Origin of the sequence: Stutzerimonas nitrititolerans (assembly GCF_003696285.1) — a bacterium.
Lineage (GTDB): Bacteria > Pseudomonadota > Gammaproteobacteria > Pseudomonadales > Pseudomonadaceae > Stutzerimonas > Stutzerimonas nitrititolerans.
In genome coordinates this window covers 222,489-242,665 of record NZ_RFFL01000004.1, presented here as the reverse complement: position 1 = coordinate 242,665, position 20,177 = coordinate 222,489, and the positions used below count along the sequence as shown (strand labels likewise).

Genomic DNA, 20,177 nt, shown 5'->3' with positions numbered 1-20,177 from the left:
CATTCCTCGCGGCGGGTTACCCATCATTGTTCAGGGAGGCCTAGATGCCTGTTCGACGCACACGTAAAGACGACGGCAGCCAATGGACCGCAGCGGACAGCCGCAGCATCTACGGCATCCGCCATTGGGGAGCGGGCTACTTCGCGATCAGCGATCAGGGTTGCGTGGAGGTTCGGCCACAGGGGCCGGATGGCGCGCCCATCGAGTTCAGCGCCCTGATCGAACAACTGCGCGAGGCGGGGCTTTCGCTGCCGTTGCTGGTGCGTTTCCCCGACATTCTGCAGGACCGCGTGCGCCGGCTGACCGGTGCCTTCGACGCCAACATCGAGCGCATGGAGTACGGCGGCAAGTACACCGCGCTCTACCCGATCAAGGTCAACCAGCAGGAAGCGGTGGTGGAAAACATCATCGCCACGCAGAAGGTTTCCATCGGCCTGGAAGCCGGCTCCAAGCCGGAGCTCATGGCGGTGCTGGCGCTGGCGCCCAAGGGCGGCACTATCGTCTGCAACGGCTACAAGGACCGGGAGTTCATCCGCCTGGCGCTGATGGGGCAGAAGCTCGGACACAGTGTGTTCATCGTCATCGAGAAGGAATCCGAGGTGGCGATGGTCATCGAGGAAGCCGCCGAGCTGAAGCTGATGCCGCAGATCGGCCTGCGCGTGCGCCTGTCGTCGCTGGCTTCCTCGAAGTGGGCGGATACCGGTGGCGAGCGCTCCAAGTTCGGCCTGTCGGCTGCGCAGTTGCTGCGCGTCATCGAGCGTTTTCGCGAGGCGGAGATGGACCAGGGCATTCGCCTGCTGCATTTCCACATGGGGTCGCAGATCGCCAACCTGGCGGACTATCGCCAGGGTTTCCGCGAGGCGATCCGTTATTACGCAGAGCTGCGCGCCCTGGGTCTGCCCATGGACCATATCGACGTCGGCGGTGGGCTGGGGGTCGATTACGACGGCACCCATTCGCGCAATGCCAGTTCGATCAACTACGACATGGATGAGTACGCCGGCACTGTAGTAGGCATGCTCAAGGAGTTCTGCGAGGCCCAGGGGCTGCCGCATCCGCACATCTTCTCCGAGAGCGGGCGGGCGATGACCGCGCACCACGCGGTGCTGGTGATGCAGGTGACCGACGTCGAGCGGCACAACGACGCGGTGCCGGAGGTGGAAAACTATGCTGATCTGCCGGATATCGTGCAGTCGCTGGTGGATCTGCTCGGGCCGACCGATGCGGAGATGGTCACCGAGACCTACTGGCGGGCCACCCACTACATGAGCGACGCGGGCGCCCAGTACGCCGCCGGCCAGCTCAGCCTGGCGCAGAAGGCGCTGGCCGAGCAGAGCTACTTCGCCATCTGCCGACGCCTGTACAACCAGCTCAAGGCGCGTCAACGCTCGCACCGCGCAGTGCTCGACGAGCTCAACGACAAGCTGGCGGACAAGTACATCTGCAACTTCTCGGTGTTCCAGAGCTTGCCGGATACCTGGGCCATCGATCAGATCCTGCCCATCGTGCCGTTGCAGCGCCTGGCCGAGGAGCCGGACCGGCGCGCGGTGCTGCAGGACCTGACCTGCGACTCGGACGGCAAGATCAAGCAGTACGTCGACGAGCAGAGCATCGAGAGCAGCATGCCGGTACATGAAGTACAGCCCGGCGAGGAGTACTTCCTCGGCGTGTTCCTGGTCGGCGCCTACCAGGAAATCCTCGGCGACATGCACAACCTGTTCGGCGATACCGACTCGGTGAATGTCTACCAGCGCGAGGACGGCAGCTACTACCACGCCGGCATCGAGACCCACGACACCATCGAGGACATGCTGCGCTACGTGCACCTGTCACCCGAGGAGCTGATGACCTATTACCGCGACAAGGTGGCCAGCGCCAGGCTGAGCGCCAAGGAGCGGACCCAGTACATCGATGCCCTGCGCCTGGGGCTGACGCGCTCGTCGTATCTGACGCCTTGATTGCCCTTCCGTGATAGCGCGACTCTGATGGTGCCCATGCTCCTGCGTGGGCACCATTCTGGACGCTCCGCGTTCCGCCGATGCAAAGCGTCGCGCTGTGCTGCGTTCCCACGCAGAGCATGGGAACGATCAAACATGAAGGGAAGGGGGAAGGGCTGTGCTCCCTCTACCCAGCCCTCTCCCGCGGGGGGAGGGGTACGGCATGGGGCTTTGCTTTCGTGGGAGCCCCGCCCTTAGGGCGAAGCTTCTGGTCTGAGGCAGCTGTTGCGGCTGCTTTCGCCGCGTCCCACCAGGGCGAGGTGGTATCAGGCCATGGCTTCCCGCGTCAGACCTTGCGCACGAACTCTGACTTGAGTTTCATCGCGCCGATGCCGTCGATCTTGCAGTCGATGTCATGGTCGCCGTCGCACAGGCGGATGTTCTTGACCTTGGTGCCGACCTTGACCACCGAAGACGAGCCCTTGACCTTCAGGTCCTTGATCACGGTAACGGTATCGCCGTCCTGCAGGACGTTACCGACCGAATCCTTGATGACCCGGGCATCGTCATCGGCCGCTTGTGTCGCGTCGGCCGACCACTCATGGGCGCACTCGGGGCAGACCAGCATCTGGCCGTCTTCGTAGCTGTATTCGGAGTTGCATTTGGGGCAGGGCGGCAGTGTGCTCACGGAATCCTCGGTATCGTCTGCAAAAAGACCGTGGATTATATAAGGCTTTACCGGCCTTGTGCTCCGGCGGGGCGCGATATGCCCGCTCAGGCCGGCGATGTGCCGGCCTCTGCCATGGGGTCAGATATCGGCCTTGATGGCCTTGTAGCGCTCTTCCAGCTCGCGGCGGATCTGGCGGCGTTGCTGGGCCTGGGCGAAGCGGCGTTTCTGGTCGGTCGTCTGCGGCGTCAGCTTGGGGACCGGGACGGGGCGGCCGCTCTCATCCAGGGCGACCATGGTGAAGAAGCAGCTGTTGGTGTGGCGAACGGTCTTCAGGCGGATGTCTTCGGTAACGACCTTGATGCCGATCTCCATGGAGGTATTGCCCACGAAATTCACCGAGGCCAGGAAGGTCACCAGTTCGCCCACGTGCACCGGCTGGCGGAAGTTCACCTGGTCCACGGAAAGCGTGACCACATAATGCCCCGCATAGCGGCTGGCGCAGGCATAGGCGACTTCGTCGAGGTACTTGAGCAGAGTGCCGCCATGTACGTTGCCGGAAAAGTTGGCCTTGTCCGGGGTCATCAGTACGGTCATGGTCAGTTCGGCATGTCCATCTAGCATGGGGCGCGGCTCGTCGTGGTGGAAAAGGGGCGCTACTTTAGTCGAATATTCATCCGCTGTGTCGTCTTTTCTATCTCTCGCGCTCATTGATCGAAGTTATCGTCAATGCGACGCATGGGCGCAGGGTGTCCAGATGAGGCTGGCGCCGATGTGAAAGGCATCACACCCCGGGCTCGCGTCGATCGGTGGCGGGCGCTTTCGTTGATCTGAGCCAGTATCCGACCCGATAGCCATTCCTATAGTCCTGCCGATGAAAACTCGCCCAGGGACGACCCATGCGCATCCTTGCCATTGTCTTGCTCAGCTGTCTCACTTCCTTCGCCCTCGCCGATGACGGGCTGGCCCAGCGCTTCGCCCAGGTCATGACCGACACCGAAAATCGCCAGCACGCCTATGCCGCAGGCCAGGAACGGGCGCTGTTCTGCACCTACTGCCACGGGGAGACGGGCAACAGCAAGCGGCCGCACATCCCGAACCTGGCCGGACAGAATCCGCTCTATCTGTTCAACGCCTTCGAGAAGTTCGCCAGCGGCGAGCGTACCGACTTCGTCATGTCCAAGCTGGCGCAGAACCTGACGCAGGAAGATCGCGTCAACATCGCCGTGTACTTCAGCCAGCAACAGGTGCACCCGGTGGCCACCACGGTCAGCGAGAACCTGCGCCGCCGCGGCGAGACGCTGTTCCACAACGCCTGCACCGGCTGCCATGGCCAGCATGCCGAGGGCATGGAGACCACGCCGCGGCTCGCCGGCCAGCCGGACGAATACCTGCGTACGGCACTCACCCGTTTCCGCGAGAACGACCCCCGGCGCGCCGGCTCGGTGATGATGGGCGTCGCCGCGCTGCTGTCGGCCGACGACATCGAGGCCGTCGCGGCCTATCTGTCGCGGTTGACGCTGGATTCAGCCGACGAGAAGGCGCGCATCGCCCGGGTGATCGGCGCGACCGTGCAGTGACCTTCGGAACAGGCTCGTCGGACATTTCCTCGTGAGAAAGGGAAGGTTTTCACCTCTCCCATCAAGGGAGAGGTGAAGATGTAGCTCGAAATCGACTGGCTGGCGAGTCACAAAGCCCCCAGCCGGCAGCATGGCGCCGGCGAAATCCGTACCGCCCCCATGGCTCAGTAACTCTTGTAGGGCAGGAACTTGCCCGAGAGCACCACGTTGACGCGATCGCCCTTGGGGTCCTGCTCGCGCTGGATATCCATGGAGAAGTCGATGGCGCTCATAATGCCGTCGCCGAATTCCTCATGGATCAGTTCCTTGATCGTGGTGCCGTAGACGTTCACCAGTTCGTACCAGCGATAGATCAGCGGATCGCTGGGCACGGCGCTGGGCAGTGACCCTTTATAGGGCACGATCTGCAGCCAGGCGACCGCCTCGTCGGGCAGCTCGAAGAGCTTGCCCAGGGCTTCGGCCTGGGGCTTGTCGAAGGCCATCTGGCCCAGGCAGCCAGCCGTGGTCCATTCCTTGGAACGGCCAATGGCCTCGGCGGCGTGGGTCCATTTCAGGCCCTTGCGCACCTTGGCGGCGATGATCATCTGGGTTACCTGGTCGCGGCTGCTAATCATGTGGCATTACCTCTCGGGTTCGGCTGGACGCGGCCGCGGGGTGCGGCGCTGTCCAGCGATCCGTAGCAGGTGCCGTGCCAGTCAGTCGTACTCAGCCGGTTCGTGCTCGCCCAGCAGGCGCCGCTGGCGTGGCGACGCGGCGGCCAGCACCTCGGGGTTGAAGCTGAAGTTCAAGTAGGGTGAGAACTTCTGCGCCACCATCCGCCGGCCGTAGTGCACCTGCAGCAGGTAGCGGCTGCGGTCGGCGCTGCGGTTGCGGCTGCCGGCGTGCCAGAGGTCGCTGCGAAAGAACAGCACGTCGCCGGCTTTGCACAGCACCGGCTCGGCCACGCGTCCGTGCCAGTGGGTTTCTCCCGCCTCTGGTTTGCGCCCGGCGCGGTGGCTGCCGGGGATCACCAGGGTGGGGCAGAGGTCGGCGTCGATGTCATCCAGATAAAGATGCGCGGTGCAGACCTGCATCGGCAGCTCGAAGGCTGGGTCGGCCAGCAGGCGTTCCGGGAGCGTCATCACCAGATAATCGGCATGCAAGTCGCCACCGATGAAGCCCGGCCGGTTGCGCCAGGCGGTCTGGCCGATGACGTGGCAGTCCGGTCCCAGCGCCGCCTCGGCCAGCTCGATCACCTCCGGCAGGTCGAGAAACTGCAGCCAGAAGGGCGAGCGGTTGAAGACGCACTTGTAGTGGTCGTCGAGCATCCCTTGATAATCCAGGCCTATCGGCGTCAGCCGGTCGATGGCCTCGCGCAACTCGGCGATCCTCGCGGGGGCGAGCACGCCGGACAGCAGCACGAAGCCGTCGCGGTGCATCGCATCGAGCCGTTGGGCGGTGAGGGTAGTGTCGTGCATGTCCTGCCTCGCAACGTCGGTTTCCCATGTGACGCCAGCCGGTGGAAAACGCTTCGCGGCGTTAGTTTGCAGGGTGCCCACGCAGGAGCATGGGCACCATCAGGAGCGGTGTGGTTTGATCGTTCCTATGCTCCTGCGTGGGAACGCTTGTGCCGGCGCTCTGCGTCGGGGAGAGTGGGCACCATCACATCACCATCGACAAGTGGCTCAGCCCACGATCTTCAAACCACTCTGCCCATTGCCCTGGCGCTGCACCTGGATCTGCACCGGGATGCGTTCATGCATTTCCGCCACGTGGCTGATCACCGCCACCTTGCGTCCCTGGGCCTGCAGCGAGTCCAGCGCGTCCATGGCGATCTGCAGCGACTCGGGGTCGAGGCTGCCGAAGCCTTCGTCGATGAACAACGATTCGATCCTGAGCTTGCTCGACGCCATTGAAGCCAGGCCCAGCGCCAGTGCCAGGGAGACGAGGAAGGTCTCGCCGCCGGACAGCGAATGCACCGAGCGCAGCTCGTCGCCCATTTCGGTATCCATCACCAGCAGCCCCAGCGGACTGCCGCCGCGCTTGAGTCGATAGCGCCGGGCCAGTTGGCGCAGCTGGACGTTGGCGTGCTGCACCAGCAGGTCGAGGTTGTAGGCCTGGGCGATCTTGCGGAAGGCGCCGCCGTCGCTCGATCCGATCAGCGCAGCGATGCGCGCCCAGCGCTGGTGTTCGGCGCCGGCCGTGTCGATCTGCGCCAGCAGCGCCTGGCTCTGATGACGGCGATTGTCGTCATCGATCAGCGCCGCGCGGGTTTCGGCGCAGCGCTGGTCGGCCTGCTCGCAGCTCATCGCCTGCTCGTCGTATCGCCGTTCCAGCGCGTCCGCATCCGGCACCTCGGGATGTTGCGCCTGGTGTGCGGCGAGGCGCTGGCTGCAACCTTCTAGGCGCTCGCGGCAACGGGTGAGGGCTTCGGCATTGTGCTGCAACCGTTGGCGTGCTTCGGCGAGAAGGCCGTCGTCCATGTGCAGCAACTGGGTGAATGTAGCGTCGTCCAGTTCAGGGTGCGCGGCCCGCCAGGCGGCGAGTTCGTCGCGCAGGTTGACCTCCTCGCGCTGCAACTCGTCGCGACGCTCGCGGCAGCTCTGCTGTTCGCTGGTCAGACGGGCCAGTTCGACCCGGGTCTCGTTGAGCTGGCGTTCGCCGTTGGCCTGTCGCTCGCGCGCCGCCTGGGTCGCCGCTTCCAGCTGTTGTTGCCAGTGACTGGCGCTGGCCTGCTCGCCGAGGCTGGCGCGCAGGCTTTGCCGGCAGGCTTGCAGCTGGCTCTCGCGATCGGCGAGGCGTGCGGCGCAGGCCGTCTGTTTCTCCTGGAGATGTTGTTGTTCGAGCGCTAGCGCTTGGAGTTTTTCCTGGCGCTGGCGCTGCTCTTCGACCTGTTCCGCCTGGGCCTGCAACTGTTGCAGGCGGGTGGAGATGTCGCCGTCCAGCGCCATGAAGGTCTGCGCCGGGTTCTCGCGCCATTGCAGCAGCTGCGCGTCCGTCAGCAAGCCGGCGAATGCCGCCAGTTCCTCCTCCAGCCGCTGGTTGTCGCGGGCGAGGGCGTCGCGCTGCTGGGCGAGCTGCTGCGCCGCTTGTACGCAGGCTTCACGTGCCGTTTGCCAGGCCTGCTGCAGGGCTTCGCTGCGTTGCTGCAGCTCGAGCAGTTCGTTCTGCCGCTGGCTGGCGCCGGCGATGCGTTCGCCGAGCGTGCTCAATTCGGCGCTCAGCCAGCCCGCACGCTCGGCGTCGGGTTGCGCCAGCAGGCTGGCGTACAGGGGCGATGCGTCCAGCCGCGGCGCCAGCGCATCCAGCTCGGCGGCAATTTCCGCGTGGCGCTGCTGGGCCTGCTTGAGACGGGTGGCGAGGACAGTGTGGTGGTCACGCAATTCCTGCAGATGCAGATCCTGCGCTTGCAGGGCCTGGCGGGCGCGTTCGGCCTCGCTTTCGTCCTGCTGATCGAAGGCCGCGAGCAGTGCATCGGCCTGGTGCCAGGGGTGCTCGCCACTGCCGCACACCGGGCAGGGCTCGCCCGGCACCAGCGCCGCCCGCAATGCCTCGACATTTTCGCTGCGGGCCAGCCGCTGGCGTTCGAGCAGATCGAGCGTGACCTTGAGCGCCTGCTCGGCCGCATCGCGTTCGTTGCGGGCCTGTTTGCCGGCAGGAATCAGATTTTCCTGCTCGGCCTGCAGGCGGCTGCATTCGCGCTGCAGTTCGGCCCGGCGCGCCAGCAGGTTCTGCTGGCTGCTCCAGGCAGTCTGCAAGGCTTCGACATCGCGTTCGGCCTGGCGCCATTGCGCCAGTTGCTGGTTGAGCCGAGCGAGTTGTTCACCCGGTCCGGCTTCGCTGCCGAGCTGTCGTTGCAGCTCATCCAGGGCGGCGCGAGCCTGGTTCTGCTCGGCTTCGGCTGTCTGCGCGCGCTGCTCCAGTCCTGGCAGTTCGGTGCGGCCCTGTTGCAGGCGTGCGGCCAGCTGTACGGCTTGTTGCAGGCGCGGGCGATAGCCGTCCCAGGCCGCACACAGGGGTTGCAGTCCGGTGCTGGTTTCCAGCTGTGCGGTCAGTTCGGCGAGGTGTTGCGCGCCCTGTTGCTGCCGGTCGTTCAGCTGCTTGAGACGCGCTTCGGTATCGAGGCGGCTCGTCTCGATCTGCGCCGCCTCCTGGCGGATCGGCGCGAGGTCGGCCGTCAGGTGCTGCAGGCGTTCCTCGTCGCGACGCGCCTGCGCGAGCCGGGGTTCGGCTTCGCGTTGCGCCTGTTCGGCGCTCTGCAACTGCGTCGCGGCTTGCTGGCAGCCTTGCTCGAGAGCGGTGAGTCGATCTTGCAGGCGCTCAGCAGCGGTCTGATGCCGAACCAGCGTCTCCTCGACCTTGGTCAGCGCGTGCTGCAGCTCGTCCTGGCGGATGAAGCGATGACGCTGTGGCGCCAGTTGCTCGAACAGGGCGAGGATGCGGCGGGCGTCCGCCAGGTTTTCCTGCTCCGCTTCGGCTTCCTGCAACTGCGCCTGGGCGGTATCGCGTTCGTGCTGCAGGCGCATCAGATCGGCCAGCCACTGGCGTTGCTGCTCCAGGGTCTTGAGCTGTTGCTGCGCGCTTCTCAGCGCGTCCTGCTGCTCGCCATGGCGGGCTTCGAGCGCTTGCCGTGCTTCGGCTTCCAGTGGCTGCAAACCGCCGAGCTGCTGTTGCAGCTGGGCGAGGGATTCGCGGGTGCGCTTGGCCGCTTCGAACGAGGCCTGGCCGAGGCGGCTGTAGAGGCCGGTGTCGGTGAGCTTTTCCAGCAGCGTGCCGCGCTCGTTGTCGTCGGCCTTGAGGAAGGCGGAGAACTCGCTCTGCGCCAGCAGCACGGCGCGGGTGAACTGTGCCAGGGTGAGGCCCAGGCGGGCTTCGAGCAGTTCCTTGAACTCGCGTTTCTTGCCGCTGGCCAGCAACTGCTCGCTGTCCAGGTCCAGCAGGCTCTGGCTGCTGGCCTGCAGGCGGCCGTCGACCTTCTCGCGGGCGCGCTTCACTTCCCAGCGCGCGCGATAGCGCCGGCCATCGACGCCGACAAAGTCCACCTCGGCGTAGCCGCTGCCGCAACCGCGACGCAGCAGGTTGCGTTCGTCGCCACTGCCGATCTCATCGCTGCCATCCGGCACCTTGCTCAGCAGCGAGGCGCCATCGAGACGCGGCGTGCTGCCGAACAGCGCCAGGCACAAGGCATCGAGAATGGTGCTCTTGCCGGCGCCGGTCGGCCCGGTGATGGCGAACAGCCCGGCGCTGGCCAGGGGCTCGGCGGTGAAGTCGATGACCTGTTCGCCGGCCAGCGAGGCGAGGTTCTTCAGGCGGATGGCGAGGATCTTCATTGGCCCACCTCATCGCTGGCGAACTCGACCTGTTGCAGCAGCTTGGCGAAGTCGTCCAGCGCCTGTTCGTCCGGCGGGTTGCCGAACTGTTCTTCCCAGGCGCGGGCGAAAAGCTCCTGCGGGTTGATCTGGTCCAGCCCGACCAGCACCTCCGAGTCCGCCTCGCCGCGCCGGCCGGCGTATTCGCTGGCGATGCGCACCAGCCGGCAGGCCTTGCCGGTGATCGCCGTTTCGATGCGCTGGCGCAGGTCCGGCAGCGGTTCGTCGAGCAGCACGCGCACTTCCAGCCAGGGCAGGTTCTCGCTGAACAGGCCGATGGTCGGCAGTGCTTCCAGCGCGGTGATCACCTCGGCCAGCGGCGCGCGGCCGATGCGGATCATCTCCACCGCGCGCGGTACCGGCAGGCTTTCGATCCGAGCGAGCTGTTCACCTTCGAAGTTCACCAGCAACACCTGATGCGGGTAATTCACCTCGGCGAAGGACAGCGGCAGCGGCGAGCCGCTATAGCGGATGCGCGCCTGGCTGGCGACCTGCTGCGGCTTGTGCAGGTGACCGAGGGCGACATAGGCGACGGCCTCGGGAAACAGGCTGGCCGGCAGCGCTTCGGCGTTGCCGATGACGATGTTGCGCTCGGATTCCTCCGACACCGCACCGCCGGCCATGTGCGCGTGGCTCATGGCGACCAGCGCCTGGCCGGGCTGACGCAGGGTTTCGGCGGCGGCGATCAGCCGTTCGTGCACCCTGCGGATGCCGACCATGTAGTCGTCACCGCCCGCGAGACCGGTGACTTCGGCGGGGCGCAGGAAGGGCAGCGTCAGGCACCAGGCAGCGACCTTGCCGCTGGCGTCGTGCAGTGGCACCAGCAGGCGATCATGGTCGAGCTGGCCGTCATCGATCCAGCTGATGCGGCCGATGGCATGGGCGTTGAGGCGCTTCATCAGCGGCCCGGGCAGCTCGATGCGCCCGCCGGAATCGTGGTTGCCGGCGATCATCACGATATCCAGCTGCGGCAGGCGCTCGTGGGCGCGGACGATGAAGTCGTAGAGGCGTTCCTGGGCTTTCAACGGTGGGTTGACGGTGTCGAAGACGTCGCCGGCGATGAGCAGGGCGTCGGCCTTGTGGGCGACGAGCTGGTCGAGGAGCCAGGCGAGGAATTGGGTGTGTTCGTGGTCGCGGTCCTGGCCGTGGAGGGTTTGGCCGAGATGCCAGTCGGAGGTGTGGATCAGGCGCATTCGCTAAAGGCTCTCGGTGAGCGAAGTAGGAAGCGCCACGGTGCAAAGCCGGGTGCGCTGTTCGTTGGGTGAGGGAACTCGTGATGGCGTGTGGCGCGACGCTGTGTATTCGGTCGTCACACTTTCCTTGGCGGGAAGTACAGGTTGCGCCTTGCACGGCGCGTCACTTTTTCTTGTTTGGCCAAGAAAAAGTAACCAAAAAGAAGGCCACCCCTGCATCCGGGTCTGGTCGCTGTGCGACCAGACTACCCTCTCTCCGGCATTGCTCCGGGGGCACGTCACGAAGGGGCGTCCCTGCCCCTTCGTTCCTCGCTCGGCGTCCATGCCTCGCGTCCGCCTGCGCAATGCCTGCGCTCGGCCTCCTGAAGGGGAACCGGGTCCGAGTTGCCTGGAAGAAGCGATGCCGGCTTTGCTTTGCTTTGCTTCTCTCGATGCACTGACTAACAGGCGACTCCGAATGCCCCTTGTAGGAGGCCGAGTGGAATCGTCGTGTAGGGGAGTGAGCGGCATGGATGCCGCGAAAGGATTAGGCCTCCCCGCGATAAAGAGCCATGGATGGCCCTTGTACGCTGGCCCCCGGAGCGGCGATGGAGCGAGGGAAGTCCGCCTGCGCAGCGGGCGGACCCGCATGAAGGGGCGCGCTTTCTTTTGCTTACTTTTCTTTGCGCGTGCAAAGAAAAGTGAGGCGCCGTGCAAGGCGCAACCTGCACTTCGGGCCGAGGCATGCGCCACGTCGAACACGAACGGCCGGGCCGCACCATGCATAGTCACAGGCCCGCTAAGGATATGCGCCGCTATCACACGTATTTCACCTCGGAAATGATTTCAGCGCTCGGAGCCCCTCCGGCCCGATTCGCAACGCCCCATAGGGGCCGCCGAAACTACCGGCATTCACCCCATGCTTCAAGCGAGCGAATGGACGGACGCAGGGCGACAGCGAGGCTTTCACGCCAAGAAGGTTGCATTCGTATGACGACTGAGTGTCAGCCGATGAACGGTTGGAATCTCCAAGTGAAATACAAGGTCATTGAGTCAGGCTCAACGCATGAGACGCTCCATGAAAACCCTCTCTCGTCACCTCGCCGACCACTTTCCCGATGTTTACTCGACGCGCGTCGAGCCCCAGTCCGATGGTTATCTCGTGGTTCGCGTCGGTTTCAGGAGCAGCGGCGCCGTGGCCACCCGCATGATGTCCGGCCGCCAGGTGCAGAATGGCCTGCTGGTCGAAACCATGCTCGAAGACATGCGTAACGAGCTGGCGAGATTGCAGTAACGAAATCTACCGCTTACCTCACGGGCAGTTCAATCTGCACCTGCAGGCCGCCGAGCGGGCTGTCCTGCAGCGACAGCGTGCCGCCCCAGGCACTGAGAATATCCCGCACGATACCCAACCCCAGGCCGTGTCCCTCGGCGCGCTCGTCCAGGCGGGTGCCGCGGTCGAGCACCAGCGCACGCTCGGCTGCGGGGATGCCGGGGCCATCGTCGTCGACCCGCAGCCGATAGCCAGCCGCGCTGCGTTCGATGCTCAGCACGACCTCCGAATTCGCCCATTTGCAGGCGTTGTCCAGCAGGTTGCCGAGCAGCTCCAGCATATCCTCGCGGTCCCAGGGTAGCCGGCAGTCGCTGGGCGCCGTCCAACGCAGCTGGATGTCGCGCTGATGGATCATGCGCAGGGTATCGAGCAGCGCCGGCAGTTCGGCCGCGCAGTCGAAATGGGCGCCGGGCAGCACGTCGCCGGCCAGGCGGGCACGGGTCAGCTCGCGGCTGATGCGCTGCTGGATCTGCCCGAGCTGTTCCTGCAGCGCGGCGTGCAGTTGCGGGTGCGCGGCCAGCTCCTCGCGTTGTATCAGGCTGCCCAGCACGGCCAGCGGGGTTTTCAGCGCATGGCCGAGGTTGCCCAGCGCATGCCGCGAACGCTGCAGGGTTTCCTCGGTCTGCGTCAGCAGGTGGTTGATCTGCGCGACCAGCGGTTGCAGTTCCACGGGTGCCTGGCTGTCCAGCTGCTGGCGCTGGCCTTGCTGCAACTGGGCGATCTGCTGGCGGGCGCGCTCCAGTGGGCGCAGGGCCAGGGTCATGGCGTAGCGTTGCAGCAGCAGGAATACCAGCAGTGCCACGCCTACCAGGCCCAGCCCGCTCAGGCGTACCCGCGCGAAACTATCGAGAATTGGCGTGTAGTCCTGCGCCACGCTGATGACGATCGGCTGGCCGTCGCGCCTGTATTCGGCACTAAACGCCAGCAGGCGCTGCCGTTGCGGGCCTTCCAGCAGTTCGGCCGCCAGGCCGGAGGTTTCCGGCCATGCGGGAACGGCATCCCAGAGAGAGCGTGAGCGCCAGGTTCGATCCGGCAGTTCGATGCGGAAGTAATGGCCCGAGAAAGGTCGCTGATAGCGTGGATTGAGGCGCTGGGTGTCCAGTTTGATGCCGTCCGGGCCCTTGACGATGGCAATCAGCAGGCCTTCGGTTTCTTCGCGCAGATCGTTCGCCAGGCTGCGCTTGAGGCCCGCCTCGAACAACCACAGGCTGGTTTGCACCAGCAGCAGAGCGACCACCAGCAGCCCGGCGATCAGCCCCAGGCTGAGGCTGCGCTGGATGGACTTCAAGCGCTCGCGCCGAAGCGGTAGCCCTGGCCGCGGCGGGTTTCGATCAGTTCGCGGCCGAGCTTGCCGCGCAGACGGTTGACGTGCACCTCGATGACATTGGAGTCGCGCTCGCTCTCGCCGTCGTAGAGGTGCTCGGTGAGCTGGGTTTTCGACAGCAACTGGCCCGGGTGCAGCATGAAGTAACGCAGCAGGCGGAATTCGCCAGCGGTCAGCTGGATGTCCTCGCCATTGCGCCGGCAGCACTGGCGCGCCTCGTCCAGTTCCAGCCCGCCGGCCTGTAGCAGTGGCTGGTTGGCCAGACCGTGGGCGCGGCGCAGCAGGGCCTGAATGCGCAGGAGCAGTTCGTCGGGGTGGAAGGGCTTGGTCAGGTAATCGTCGGCGCCGGCCTTCAGCCCCTCGATGCGCTCGGCCCAGGAGCCGCGCGCGGTCAGGATCAGTACCGGGGTGGCCAGGCCGCGGGCGCGCCAGGCGCGCAGCACCTCGAGCCCCGGTTTGCCGGGCAGGCCCAGGTCGAGCACGATCAGGTCATAGGGTTCGCTGCTGCCCTGATAGTCGGCATCGCGACCATCGGCGAGCCAGTCGGTGGCGTAGCCCTGGCGGCCAAGGCTGGCGATCAGTTCGTCGGCCAGCGCTACGTTGTCTTCGACCAGAAGCAGGCGCATCAGTCTTCCTCGTCCTTGAGCAGGCGGCCGTCGCGGGCGTCCAGTTCCAGTTCGCGGGCGACGCCGTCGGCGGTGAGCAGTTCGATTTCGTAGATATAAATGCCGTCGTCCTCTTCCAGTTCCGCTTCCAGCAGGCTGGCCCCCGGATAGCGCGCCAGCGCCTGCTGCAGCAGGGTTTCCAGCGGCATGATGAGGCCCTCACGGCGCAGCCGCAGGGCCTCGTCTTGGCCCAGGTCGCGGCTCGCCGCCGGGGTGGCGGCGAGCAGCAGAGCCAGGGGTAGTGTCAGCAGAAGAGGGGCACGCATCAGTCGTCCTGTTGATCCTTCAGCACTTCGCCGGTCTTGGCGTCGAGTTCGATGTCCCATTGCACACCTTTGCCGTCGCGCAATTCAAGCTGATAGACGTAGCGGCCGTACTCTTCTTCCAGTTCGGTGTCCTCGATGGTGGAGCCGGGGTGCTTGGCCAGGGCCGCTTCGTTGAGCTTCTCGAAGGACTGGATGGTACCGGCGTCGCGCAGGCGAAGGGCTTCGTCCGGGCCGATGTCCTTGGCCAGGGCCAGGTTGGCGGTGACGGCGAGGGTGGCGGCAGTGAACAGCGTAGCGAGCGTTTTCATGATGAGTTTCCTGTGGTTGGTTTCGACGCTTCGCAGGTTAAGGGGTGCGGCTTAACTGAAACTGAACGCCGCGTCAGCCACAGGATGCCTGTCACTCATTCTCGTTTGCGGTCGTGGCAGCAACCCACGCTATCGGATTCGGGGCGTCCGCTGGGGGCCACACCTGAATCATTGTCATAGCGGTCGTGGTGGCGTACCCAGTCGGTCAGATTGCCACGCGGGTGCTCGTTGCGGCCGTTGGGCGTCATGTCGAGCAAGACGTAGGTGCCGAGCAGTTCTTCCGCGCCGCGGCCATAAGCAGAGAAGGTGTGGAAGATGTCGCCCCGCTCGTCTCGGTAGAACACGCTGAAACCGGACAGCTCTTCGCAGACGAAAGGTTGCCAGGCGAAGTTGTAGAAAACCTTGCCTTCGACAATGTCCTCGGGTTCGAAGGACACGTGAAAGTCCTGGTTGAAGCGGCTGTCGGCAGACGACACCCAGCGAAACTGCCAGCCCATGCGCCGGCGGAAGGTGTCGAGCTTGTCGAATGGAGCCCGCGAAACGACTGCGAAACTCACGTCGTGGTGCTCCAGATGCACCAGCGCCCCCTGAATGTGATCCATCTCGAACGAGCAGCCGACGCAACCCTCATTCCAGTCGGGGCCGAACATGAAGTGCTTGATGACCAGCTGACTGCGCCCGTCGAACAGCTGGCTCAGGCGAACCGGGCCATCAGCGTCATGAAACAAATAGTCTTGCTCGATAGGTCGCCACGGCAACTGGCGGCGTTTTGCACTGAGTGCATCGCGCTGGCGAGTGATTTCCTTCTCGGCGAGCAGATGGGCGCTGTGGGCGGCCAGCCAGTCCTGCTCGGAGACAACCTTATGATTGGTCATGGATACCTCCAGTGGCGCGACGACAGGACGCTGCGGCGGGCCATGGTCGCGCGGCAATGACCCCTTGAATCTAGGTCGAATGACGCTCGGCGAAATCGACAGGCCCTGCGAATCTCTCGGCTGTCCGCCGGCTGTGCAGGGCGCGGCTTTTGGAACTTCCACATTGGCGTCGCGTTCGTAATCAGTACGAGCCGCAACGGTGGCTCACCCTTTTCTTTGACGCAGAAGGATGACTCAGATGTACAACAAGACCCTTACCGCCGCGTTCGCTGTTGCAATCCTGGGCTCCGGTGCCGCTTTCGCGGCGGACAAGCCTGGCGCCGACTGGATCACCCTCGAGCAGGCCGTGGAAAAGATCAAGGCCGCTGGGTATACCGAGGTGCACGGCATCGAAGCCGACAACGATGGTTGGGAGGGCGAGGGCCTGAAGCAGGACGGCAAGAAGTACGAGTTCAAGCTCGATGGCAGGACCGGTGAAGTGCTCAAGGACAAGGAAGACTGATTCCGGCTTGATTCTCTCCAGGGCGCGCTATGCATATCGATTGGCTTCGGTGTGCATAGCGCGCCCTGTTCATGTCAGTCGCTGCGAAGAAGCGCAGCCCGCACGAACAGCTTCGTAGAACTGCTCATTCGCAACTCCGGGCGTTGGCTGGGGGCTTCCGCCGAACTCCCGCCGATGATGCCCCGCTCGCCCCGCCCGTCATTCCTTGTCTTTGTTCTTTTTCTGCCCCGGCATGACCTTGCCGAGCAGCTGCTTGGCCGATTGTTTGATGATGCCGCCCTGATCCGGGTCGCCGTGCAGCAGCGTGGTTGCGAAGTTCTTCGCCTGTTCCAGCTTGATGTGCGGCGGCAGGGGTGGCACGTCGGGGTCGGTCTTGAATTCGAGCAGCACGGGGCGGTCGGCGGCGAAGGCCTCTTCCCAGGCGGCGGCCACCCGGTCTTCACGATCCACGTAGATACCCTTGAGGCCGATGGATTCGGCGAAGCGGTGATAGGGCACGTTGGGGATGTTCTGCGAGGCTTCGAATTTCGGATCGCCTTCCATTACTCGCTGTTCCCAGGTGACCTGGTTGAGGTCCTCGTTGTTGAACACGCAGCAGATCCACTGCGGGTTCTGCCATTCCTGCCAGTACTTGGCCACGGTGATCAGTTCGGCCATGTTGTTCATCTGCATCGCGCCGTCACCGACCATCGCCACCACCGGGCGCTCGGGGTGTGCGAACTTGGCGGCGATCGCATAGGGCACGGCGGCGCCCATCGAGGCCAGACCGCCCGACAGCGAGCACATCATGCCGCGGCGGATCTTCACGTCGCGCGCGTACCAGTTGGCGCAGGAACCGGAGTCGCTGGTGATGATCGCCTGGTCGGGCAGCCGGGGCGACAGCTCGAAGGCCACCCGCTGGGGATTGATCGGGTCGGCCGCGACCATGGCGCGCGCCTCGAGCTTTTCTTCCCAGTCGGCGCGCCACTGCTCGATCTCGCCACGCCATTTACGCTCGGTCTTCTCCGTGAGCAGCGGCAACAGGGCGCGCAGGGTCTCGGCTGCGTCGCCATGCAGGTTGACTTCCATGGGGTAGCGAAGGCCGAGCATGTCGGCCTTGAGGTCGATCTGCACGCCGCGCGCCTGGCCTTCTTCGGGCAGGAATTCGGAATAAGGAAAGCCCGAGCCGATCATCAGCAGGGTGTCGCATTCGGTGATCAGCTTGTAGCTCGGCTCGGTGCCGAGCAGGCCGATGGCGCCGGTGACCCAGGGCAGGTCGTCCGGCAGCGCGGCCTTGCCGAGCAACGCCTTGGCGACGCCGGCGCCCAGCCTTTCGGCGACCGCGACGACTTCATCGGTGGCACTCAGCGCGCCGGCGCCGACCAGGATCGCCACCTTCTCGCCGGCATTCAGCACCTCGGCCGCGCGTTGCAGATCGGCCTCGTAGGGCACCATCTTCGGTCGTGTGTAGCCGATGCCGGAGTGCAGGGTGCCGTGGGCGCGGGGCGGCTCGCTGTATTCGGCTTCCTGCAGGTCGTTGGGCAGGATGATGGCGGTGACCCTGCGCTCGCCGACGGCGATGCGAATCGCCCGGTCGACCAGATGGCGCACCTGCGCCGGCGCGCTGGCCTGCTGGACGAAGGCGCCGGCGACGTCCTTGAACATCGCCGGCAGGTCCAATTCCTGCTGGTAATGCCCGCCCAGGGCGGCAAGCGCCTGCTGGCCGGCGATGGCGAGCACCGGCATATGGTCCATGCGCGCATCGTAGAGGCCGGTCAGCAGGTGCGAGGCGCCGGGGCCGGAGGTGGCGATGCAGACGCCCAGGCCGCCACCGAACTTGGCATCGGCGGCGGCCATGAACGCCGCCATTTCCTCATGGCGGGCCTGGATGAACCTGATCTTGCCGTTGGCCCGGTTGAGCGCGCCGAACACACCGTTGATGCCATCGCCCGGATAGCCGTAGATGCGCCGCACGCCCCACTGGTACAGGCGTTCAACAAGAAAGTCGCCGACCGTCATCGCCATGGAAACCTCGTCTGAGCAGGGCTGAAAGCCATTCAGCCATAAGGGAAGGCTGGTCCACCGGAGGCGCGCTGGACGCGCTCTTCGCGGCCCGATGTCTACTCTGGACCGGACCAGGCGGCGAGGGTTTCCCACCGTGTTCGCGGCGAGCATCGTGTGGGCTGCACGCGGCTGTCGTGAACCGCGCGGGTTCGGCGCGAGAGCGGGTATCATCGGCGACCCTGTTCCATCGCCGGCCGTTCTTGCACCATGTCCGCTTCCAACTCCCGCCCGAGCACCTTGCATCTGCCAGCCGGCGATTGGCGCACGGTGCTCGACTGCCTGTGCGATCACTTTCCCGCGATCGACCGGGCGACTTGGCTGGACCGCATGGCGCGTGGCCGTGTGCTGGATGCCCGGCAGCAACCGATCGGCCCGCAGCATGCCTACCGGGTCGGCCTGCGCATCCACTATTTTCGCGAGGTGCCGAACGAGACGCCGGTACCCTTCCAAGAGCGCATCCTGCATCTCGACGAACACCTGCTGGTCGCCGACAAGCCGCATTTCCTCTCGGTGATGCCGGCCGGCGAATATGTCGAGGAGACGCTGCTGGCCCGGCTGTGCAAACGGCTGGGCAACCCGGATCTGGTGCCGATCCACCGCATCGACCGGCTGACCGCCGGGCTGGTGCTGTTTTCGGTCAACCCGCAGAGCCGCGGAGCCTACCAGGCGCTGTTTCGCGAGCGGGCGATCCACAAGCGCTACGAGGCGATCTGCCCGGCGCTGCCGCATCTGCAGTTCCCGCTGCGGCGTCAATTGCGCATGGTGCCGGGTGAGCCGTTCTTCCTGATGCGCGAAGGCGAGGGCGAACCCAACAGCGAGACGCGCATCGAGGTGCTGGAGCGCCGTGGCGAGTTCTGGCGCTACGCGCTGTTTCCCGTCAGTGGCAAGAAGCACCAGCTGCGGCTGCACATGGCTTCGCTGGGTGCCGGCATCTGTGGCGATCCCTTCTATCCGCACCTGCTGGAGCGCAACCTGCGCGAGCGGGACGACTATTCGCAGCCGCTGAAACTGCTGGCGCGCGGGCTGGCATTCGATGATCCGCTGACCGGCGAGCCGCGTCGTTTCGAGAGCGAGCTGCAGCTGGAGTGGTGACATCGCTCGTTCCCAGGCTCCCGTGGGAACGCCACCCGCGTTGCTTCCTGTCGTTGTTTGCGCGGTGTCTGGGGCTCCCACGCAGGAGCGTGGGAGCCATCAATCATCCGCGTGGGAACGTTGCCCGCGTCGCTCCCTGTCGCTGGTTGCGCAGTGCCTGGGGCTTCCGCGCCACCGGCAGAAATGCTCCTGATCGCCCAGAGCGCACCTTTCGTGTTCGCCTTCGGTCGTAACGATATCGTCCGACCGAAGCGAGATCGTCATGCCCGAAGGTCCCTCCATCGTCATTCTTCGCGAGCAAGCCGCTGTCTTCACCGGCCAGACCATCGAGCGAGCGCAGGGCAGCGCCAAGCTCGACAAGACGCGCCTGGTGGGCCAGTCGGTGCGCTCGTTCCGCAGCTGGGGCAAGCACTTCCTGATCGAGCTGGAGGATGTCTCGCTGCGTGTCCACCTGCTGTTGTTCGGCAGCTACCGGATCAATCAGCGCAAGGAGTCGCCGCCACGCCTGAGCTTGGGCTTCGCCGATGGCGAGCTGAATTTCTACGGCTGTTCGGTGCAGACGATCGAGGGGCTTCTGGATGCTGCCTATGACTGGAGCGTCGATGTCATGGCCGACGGCTGGACGCCGCGCGCGGCGCTCAAGCGCCTGCGTGCGCATCCGCAGATGCTGGCCTGCGACGCGCTGCTGGACCAGACGCTGTTCGCCGGCTCCGGCAACATCATCAAGAACGAGGTGCTGTTTCGCATCCGCGTCCATCCGCTGTCGCCGATCGGTGCATTGCCGCCACGCAAATTGCGCGAGTTGGTGGCCGACGTGCGGCGCTACAGCTTCGAGTTCCTGCAGTACAAGCGCGAAGGCACGCTCAAGGCGCACTGGCTCGCACACGGTCGGGATATCTGTCCGCGCTGCAACATCCCGTTCAGCAAGGCCAAGGCGCTGGGACGCAGCAAACGCAGGGCGTTCTTTTGCCAACGCTGCCAGAAGCGTTATGGCGATGGCGACGACGCCCATGCGGAAAAACCGGTACAGGTCTGAGACGCACGAAGATCGGCGGCGATAAGATA

Annotated in this window: 18 protein-coding genes; 6 read left to right on the top strand and 12 right to left on the bottom strand. The window is 65.1% G+C overall.

Going from position 1 to position 20,177, the window contains the following annotated elements:
* Positions 1–44: 44 nt before the first annotated feature.
* Positions 45–1,958, top strand: coding sequence for an arginine decarboxylase (gene speA / locus EA795_RS06745; protein ID WP_058074517.1), 1,914 nt, complete (start codon positions 45–47; stop codon positions 1,956–1,958).
* A 325-nt stretch (positions 1,959–2,283) separates the two neighbouring features.
* On the opposite strand, the gene EA795_RS06740 is transcribed toward speA, so the two are convergent.
* Both EA795_RS06740 and EA795_RS06735 read right to left on the bottom strand, forming a co-directional pair.
* Complete coding sequence (locus tag EA795_RS06740; protein WP_014854128.1) at positions 2,284–2,625, bottom strand: zinc ribbon domain-containing protein YjdM; 342 nt, start codon at positions 2,623–2,625, stop codon at positions 2,284–2,286.
* 120 nt (positions 2,626–2,745) lie between these two features.
* Positions 2,746–3,228: an acyl-CoA thioesterase gene (locus tag EA795_RS06735; protein ID WP_014854127.1), complete on the bottom strand. Its 483-nt coding sequence runs from the start codon at positions 3,226–3,228 to the stop codon at positions 2,746–2,748.
* Between the two features lie 275 nt (positions 3,229–3,503).
* On the opposite strand from EA795_RS06735, the gene EA795_RS06730 reads away from it, so the two are divergent.
* Positions 3,504–4,184, top strand: a complete 681-nt coding sequence (locus EA795_RS06730; protein ID WP_065983642.1) for a c-type cytochrome — start codon at positions 3,504–3,506, stop codon at positions 4,182–4,184.
* 164 nt (positions 4,185–4,348) lie between these two features.
* On the opposite strand, the gene cynS is transcribed toward EA795_RS06730, so the two are convergent.
* From cynS to EA795_RS06710, 4 genes are all read right to left on the bottom strand, one after another.
* On the bottom strand, positions 4,349–4,798 hold the full coding sequence (gene cynS / locus EA795_RS06725) for a cyanase (protein WP_058075213.1): 450 nt from the start codon (positions 4,796–4,798) through the stop codon (positions 4,349–4,351).
* Between the two features lie 81 nt (positions 4,799–4,879).
* Entirely contained in the window at positions 4,880–5,641 is a 762-nt protein-coding gene (locus EA795_RS06720) for a phytanoyl-CoA dioxygenase family protein (protein ID WP_122076290.1), read from the bottom strand.
* A gap of 207 nt (positions 5,642–5,848) precedes the next feature.
* Positions 5,849–9,493, bottom strand: a complete 3,645-nt coding sequence (locus EA795_RS06715) for an AAA family ATPase (RefSeq protein WP_122076288.1) — start codon at positions 9,491–9,493, stop codon at positions 5,849–5,851.
* Complete coding sequence (locus tag EA795_RS06710) at positions 9,490–10,725, bottom strand: exonuclease SbcCD subunit D C-terminal domain-containing protein (protein WP_122076286.1); 1,236 nt, start codon at positions 10,723–10,725, stop codon at positions 9,490–9,492. The genes EA795_RS06715 and EA795_RS06710 overlap by 4 nt, the downstream gene beginning before the upstream one ends.
* 1,057 nt (positions 10,726–11,782) lie before the next feature.
* Here EA795_RS06710 and EA795_RS06705 point away from each other — a divergent pair.
* Positions 11,783–11,998: a hypothetical protein gene (locus tag EA795_RS06705; protein WP_014854120.1), complete on the top strand. Its 216-nt coding sequence runs from the start codon at positions 11,783–11,785 to the stop codon at positions 11,996–11,998.
* Between the two features lie 13 nt (positions 11,999–12,011).
* Here the strand turns inward: EA795_RS06705 and EA795_RS06700 are convergent, their stop codons facing one another.
* The 5 genes from EA795_RS06700 to EA795_RS06680 form a co-directional block, all read right to left on the bottom strand.
* A complete protein-coding gene (locus EA795_RS06700; RefSeq protein ID WP_122076284.1) occupies positions 12,012–13,325 on the bottom strand; it encodes a sensor histidine kinase in 1,314 nt (437 codons plus the stop codon).
* Positions 13,322–13,987 (bottom strand): response regulator transcription factor, encoded by a 666-nt coding sequence (locus tag EA795_RS06695; RefSeq protein WP_014854118.1) that lies wholly within the window; start codon positions 13,985–13,987, stop codon positions 13,322–13,324. The genes EA795_RS06700 and EA795_RS06695 overlap by 4 nt, the downstream gene beginning before the upstream one ends.
* Positions 13,987–14,292, bottom strand: coding sequence for a PepSY domain-containing protein (locus EA795_RS06690; RefSeq protein WP_122076282.1), 306 nt, complete (start codon positions 14,290–14,292; stop codon positions 13,987–13,989). The genes EA795_RS06695 and EA795_RS06690 overlap by 1 nt, the downstream gene beginning before the upstream one ends.
* Positions 14,292–14,600, bottom strand: coding sequence for a PepSY domain-containing protein (locus EA795_RS06685; protein ID WP_014854116.1), 309 nt, complete (start codon positions 14,598–14,600; stop codon positions 14,292–14,294). The genes EA795_RS06690 and EA795_RS06685 overlap by 1 nt, the downstream gene beginning before the upstream one ends.
* 95 nt (positions 14,601–14,695) lie before the next feature.
* Positions 14,696–15,475: a DUF899 domain-containing protein gene (locus EA795_RS06680; protein ID WP_122076280.1), complete on the bottom strand. Its 780-nt coding sequence runs from the start codon at positions 15,473–15,475 to the stop codon at positions 14,696–14,698.
* Positions 15,476–15,713: 238 nt separating this feature from the next.
* On the opposite strand from EA795_RS06680, the gene EA795_RS06675 reads away from it, so the two are divergent.
* Positions 15,714–15,977 carry a PepSY domain-containing protein gene (locus EA795_RS06675; protein ID WP_122076278.1) on the top strand — a complete coding sequence of 88 codons (264 nt, stop codon included), beginning with the start codon at positions 15,714–15,716 and terminating at the stop codon, positions 15,975–15,977.
* A 198-nt stretch (positions 15,978–16,175) separates the two neighbouring features.
* On the opposite strand, the gene EA795_RS06670 is transcribed toward EA795_RS06675, so the two are convergent.
* Positions 16,176–17,981 carry a thiamine pyrophosphate-requiring protein gene (locus tag EA795_RS06670; protein WP_122076276.1) on the bottom strand — a complete coding sequence of 602 codons (1,806 nt, stop codon included), beginning with the start codon at positions 17,979–17,981 and terminating at the stop codon, positions 16,176–16,178.
* Between the two features lie 246 nt (positions 17,982–18,227).
* Here EA795_RS06670 and EA795_RS06665 point away from each other — a divergent pair, with 246 nt between their 5' ends.
* A complete protein-coding gene (locus EA795_RS06665; RefSeq protein ID WP_122076274.1) occupies positions 18,228–19,112 on the top strand; it encodes an RluA family pseudouridine synthase in 885 nt (294 codons plus the stop codon).
* Between the two features lie 262 nt (positions 19,113–19,374).
* Entirely contained in the window at positions 19,375–20,148 is a 774-nt protein-coding gene (locus EA795_RS06660) for a DNA-formamidopyrimidine glycosylase family protein (protein WP_122076272.1), read from the top strand.
* The last annotated feature ends 29 nt before the right edge of the window (positions 20,149–20,177 follow it).